This is a genomic window from bacterium (genome assembly GCA_035371905.1).
GTDB lineage: Bacteria > Ratteibacteria > UBA8468 > B48-G9 > JAFGKM01 > JAMWDI01.
On sequence record DAORXQ010000107.1, the window covers coordinates 1 to 5,267 of the forward strand.

General features: G+C 29.1%; 5 protein-coding genes. 3 read left to right on the top strand and 2 right to left on the bottom strand.

All coding sequences use genetic code 11. The features are described from left to right. The coding region (locus PKV21_08875) for a nucleoside hydrolase (protein ID HOM27598.1) at window positions 1-237 on the bottom strand (237 nt) is incomplete at its 3' end. 28 nt (window positions 238-265) lie between these two features. Next, the gene (locus PKV21_08880) at window positions 266-805 is read right to left on the bottom strand and encodes a macro domain-containing protein (protein HOM27599.1); all 540 of its coding nucleotides are present in this window, start codon (window positions 803-805) and stop codon (window positions 266-268) included. Between the two features lie 83 nt (window positions 806-888). Between PKV21_08880 and PKV21_08885 the strand changes: the two genes are divergently transcribed. From PKV21_08885 to PKV21_08895, 3 genes are all read left to right on the top strand, one after another. After that, window positions 889-1,638, top strand: a complete 750-nt coding sequence (locus tag PKV21_08885; GenBank protein HOM27600.1) for a ChbG/HpnK family deacetylase — start codon at window positions 889-891, stop codon at window positions 1,636-1,638. Continuing rightward, window positions 1,635-2,975, top strand: a complete 1,341-nt coding sequence (locus tag PKV21_08890; protein ID HOM27601.1) for a hypothetical protein — start codon at window positions 1,635-1,637, stop codon at window positions 2,973-2,975. Before PKV21_08885 ends, PKV21_08890 begins: the two co-directional genes overlap by 4 nt. 8 nt (window positions 2,976-2,983) lie before the next feature. Next, window positions 2,984-5,267, top strand: a 2,284-nt coding sequence (locus tag PKV21_08895) for a glycoside hydrolase family 2 TIM barrel-domain containing protein (protein HOM27602.1), incomplete at its 3' end; no start/stop codon positions are given.

Consider the following 5,267-nt stretch of genomic DNA (forward strand, 5'->3'; position numbering starts at 1 on the left):
GCATATTTTCTGTTTTTGTTCACCTATTATTGGTTTCTCACATCCAGGATAAACAGGAATATTTTTTTCGCTTTTTTCTATTAGATAACTCGCCATCATACTTCTTTTTTCTGATTCTCCTGTAACTGTTGTAATTCCAAGAATTTGACAAAAAGGGTTTGAAAGTAAATAAGAGAGACATATCGCATCATCAATATCAGACCCGATATCAGTATCAAGCAGAATTTTTTCTTTCATAATATTTCCTTATTAAATTGGTACAATATTAAAGATTTTTATATTTTTTGAGTTCTTCTGAAAAAATTGAGAATGAAATTTCATCAAAAAGAACAAATCTTATTTTTTTTATGTTTTTTAATTCAGGAACAGTATCTATAATTGCTCTGATTGAAATTTCTCCTGCTTCTTTTAAAGGATAACCAAAAATTCCAGTTGAAATTGCAGGAAAAGCAATTGATTTTAGACCTTTTTCATCAGCAAGTTTAAGGGAATTTACAAAACACATCTTCAATTTTTCAGCAGGATTTTTTTCTTCAGAATAAACAGGTCCGAGTGTATGAATTACAAAAGGATTTGGAAGTTTATATCCCTTTGTTATTACCGCTTCTCCTGTCTTAATAGGTGCATATTTCTTACATTCTTCATATAATTCTGGACCTGCTTTTTTATGTATAGCACCTGCAACACCACCTCCAGGAGCAAGATATTTATTTGCAGCATTCACAATAACATCAATATCAGGTTGTTCAGTTATATCACCTTTTACACATTCAATTTCAACACCTTTAATTTTTAAAGCAATCATATTTTTATTTTACTACTATAATTTAAATTTGACAAAAATTTTTTTATATGTATAAATGTAAACGGTTACATAAAGGAAATTTTATGCAGGAAATAAAACTATACACAAGAGGAGATGATGCTGGAATAAGTATAGGAACAAATCTTGCAATTCATACTGCCTGTAAAAATGGGATTTTGAAAAACATTTCTTTAATTCCAGTATCTCCATATATAAAGGATGCTTATAATCTTTTTTCTAATCTGGAAAATGTGAGTTTTGGACTTCATATTACTCTTACCTGTGAATGGAGAAATATTAAATGGGGTCCTATTCTTAAAGAGAAGGTTAAAACAATTACTGATAAAAATGGTTATTTTTTTCCTGATGGAAAAACACTTTTTGAAAATAAGCCTGAAAGAAAAGAAATGGAAATTGAAATAGAAGCACAATTTGAATACCTTGAAAGTTTAGGTTTTGAAATTTCATATATTGATATTCATATGGGTATTGGCTGGATTAATGGAATAGAAGAGTTTATACAAAGATTATGTAAAAAAAAGAGAATTCTTTTTGTTGATAAACTGTATAAGAAATTCCCTGATTTTAACCTTGACTATGAAAAATTTATAAATAATCTTGAAAACCTTGAAAATGGAGAATATTTACTTATAACTCATCCTGCATTTAATACAGAGGATATGAAATTTTATTCAACTTACTGGGAAGATGCAGATAAAATAATAGAAAAAAGAAGTTTTGATGCAAAGATTTTAATTGATGAAAGAGTAAAGAATATAATTACGAAAAAAAATATTAAAATTGAAAGATTTAAAAATGGAGGAGGAAAATGAAGAAATTTTTTGTTTTATTTGTCTGTTTTGTAAGTTTTGTTTTTTCTGCTGATTATATCTGGATTGAGGGTGAGAATCCTTCAAAAAGTAATTTTCAGTTAAGTGTCTGGGCTGGAAATAGGGGTGTAATTTTATCTGATGGAAAATGGGCAACTTTTACATTGAATAAGGAAGAAATTGCAACAAAGGTTCCAAAAGAAGGACTTTTTCTCTCATATGATTTTAGTGTTGAAAAAGAGGGTGAATATGATATATGGACAAGAATAGGGTATGAGTGGGTAAGAGCACCTTTTGAATGGAGAATAGATGAGGATGAATGGAAAGAAATAGGATATGATATTCAAACAACAAATGTTATGGAGGTAAGTACCTGGTGTGAAATTGCCTGGTTGAAAATTGGAAGAGTTTTTTTAAAAAATGGAAATCATACAATTACATTTAAATGGACAAAATCAGGAAGAGATGGAAGATTATTAATTGGAATTGATTGTATTGCACTTATTAAAGGAAATTTTTATCCTGAAGGTAAGTTAAAACCAGGTGAAATATATGATGAAGAGATTGATAAAAAAGCAAGGGAAAATATTTTTAAAATTGAATATAAAAATGATTTAAAAGAAAGACAGGAATTTTCATTAAATGGTGTCTGGGAGATTGCAAGATATGATGATGAAGACATGGATTCAAACCCTTATGAACCAGAAAAAACATTACCAACTGAAAAAATCTCATATTTAAAATGGAGGGGTATTGAAGTTCCTTCTGATGCATGGAAAAGACCTGATTTGATTTTTGCTCACAGAGTTATTTACAGAACAAAACTTGATATCCCTTCTGATATAAAAAATAAAAGTTTTATTTTACATTTTTCAGGAACAAACTGGATTGTAAGTGTTTTTTTAAATGGTAAATATATTGGAGGGCAAAGGTCAGTTCTTGTTCCATGGGATATAAACATTTCAGATGGAGTAATACCGGGAAAAATTAATGAACTTTTATTAATTGTTAAAGGTCCTTATTATGCATTTGATGTTAAGGCAAATAATAGTTCTGACCTTGACAGATTGAGAAACAGACCCAAATCAATCCTGAATAATTGTAAATTTATAGCACCTATATATCCATCTTCAAAAGGAGAAGGAGATGGTTCACAGACAGGTATAATTTTTCCTGTTAAATTAATTATCACAGGAAATACTTATATTTCCGATGTTTTTGTTAAAACATTTGTGAAGGATAAAAAGATTGAGATTGAATATGAAATAAAAAATGATGAAAAAACTGAAAAAAATTGTGAAATTGCACCTGTTATTATAAACAAAAAACTGAAAAAGTAGAAAAAATATTGAATCCCTTAAAAATTACAATTCAACCTTCAGAAATAAAAAAGGTTAAATTTGAGGAAAAATGGGAAAATCCAAAATTATGGTGGCCTGAAAGAAATCCTGAACTTTACATTCTCAAAACAACTGTTAAGGATGAAAATGGAGAAAATGACATACATAAATTACAGTTTGGTTTCAGAGAATTAAGCATTGATGGTAAACATTTTCTTTTAAATGGAATTAAATGGCATTTCTGGAACTGGGTTGATGTTGGAAGAGTTGAAAACACAGATGATTGGCTTAAAAAATATGAGAAACAGAACGATAGATTTCATAGAATTGCTTATGACCATGATAGAATTTTCGGTTGCAGGGAAGAGGCACTTAAATTTTTTGATGAAAATGGAATACCAGGACGTTTATCCACCTGTATTGATGGTATGTTTATAACTTATGACCTTGATAATCCTGTTGTATGGGAACATTTTAAAGAACACATTCAGCAGGTTGTAAAGAGATATAGAAATCATCCTTCAATAATGGTCTGGAGTTTAGAAAATGAATTGCTTCTTATAAATGCTTTCTGGAGACACTGGAATACTTATAAAAATATTGAAAAGTTATGTGGTGAACTTATAAAAATTCAGGAAGAACTTGACCCTACAAGAAAAAGTATGTTTGATGGTGGAGGAGATGTTGGAGAATTTGCTTCTATTAACTGTCAGCATTACACCTGGCCTAAAGGAGAGACATTCCCGAAATTTGCTTATGATTATCCAGGAAAAAAAGAAAATGCATATGCAGAAAGAACAAGAGAAATTTATAATTGGGACAAAAAAAGACCATTAATTCTCGGGGAAGTATTTTTTTATGGTGGAAATCCAAATAATGTTATATGGATAGGAGGACCTGATGTTTACAGGGGAAGAGAAAAAGCCGATTTATTTGCAGCAAAATATGCAAGAATTTGCACAGAAGGAGCAAGATGGCAGGAAGTAACAGGAATATGTCCATGGGTTGAATGTCTACCTGGTGCTGAAAAATCTTTTTCTCCAAAGGCAGTATTTGTAAGAGAACATAACAGTTGCTTTTTTTCTGGAAATCAGATGAGCAAAACAATTAGAATTTTCAATGATGATAAAGAAGATGATAATTTAACATTCCAGTGGCAACTTATTTTTGATGGGAAAATTATTGAAAGAAGTCAGAAAACATATAAAGTCAAGGCGGGTGAATATGTTGAAGATATCCTTAAAGTCAATTTACCTTTTGTCCAGAAAAGACTTGATGGAAAAATTATATTTAGATTACTTTCTGCAAATTTAGGTAATAAAGTTGTCTTTGAAGATGAAAAGGTTGTTTCTGTATTTCCAAAAATAAGTAAAGTAAATTTCAAAAATTTAAATTCAAATAATCTTTTTGTTTATGATAATGAAGGCAAGATTAAAGAAGCACTTAATTTTTTTGGTTTGAATTTTTCTACTTTAAATGATTTAAATTTAATTCCAGATAATTTAGATGTCTTAATCATTGGTTCAAACAGTATAAATAAGGATAATAGAAAAACTTTGTCAGAAAAGGTTAAATCACTTTTAAAAAAAGGAAAAAAAGTAGTAATATTTGAACAAGATACACCTCTTGAAAAAAATGAGTTACCTATAAGTATTGATGTTTTAAGACCAAGGAAAAGTCCAACTGAAATTTACAGTGAATTTTTAAAACCAGAAGGAGCAAGTGGTTCAATATGTTTTCCAGTTGCTCTTTCTCATCCAGTTCTTGAAGGTCTATCAAAAGATGATTTCTTTACCTGGATTGATGACTATAATTTCAAATCAAGTTATAAAACTCCAGAAAAAGGAGCAATTTCAATAATACAGGCAGGAGATGATTTGAATTTAACACCAATGATGGAAATAAGAGATGGAAGTGGAAGTTTAATTTTATGTCAGTTACTTATCGGAGAAAAATTTGAAAAAGAACCGGTTGCTCAAAAACTTTTTTATAACATTCTTTCATATTTTGATAAGATTAAAGGTAAGGGAGAAAGTAAGATTTATTTCTATTCTTCAGGAGATGATAAACTTAAAGATTTCATAAAGTCAACAGGAGCAAAAATTGAAGAGATAAATAAGATTGAAGATTTTTTAAGCGGTAACAGTGTTTCAATAATAAAGGGAACAAAGGAAAATTTAAAGTATATTGTAGATAATAAAAATAAAGTTGATGAATACTGTAAAAATGGAAACTGGATTGTAATTTTTAATGTTGAGCCCCAGTCAATAAATGAGTTTAATAAAATTGTTG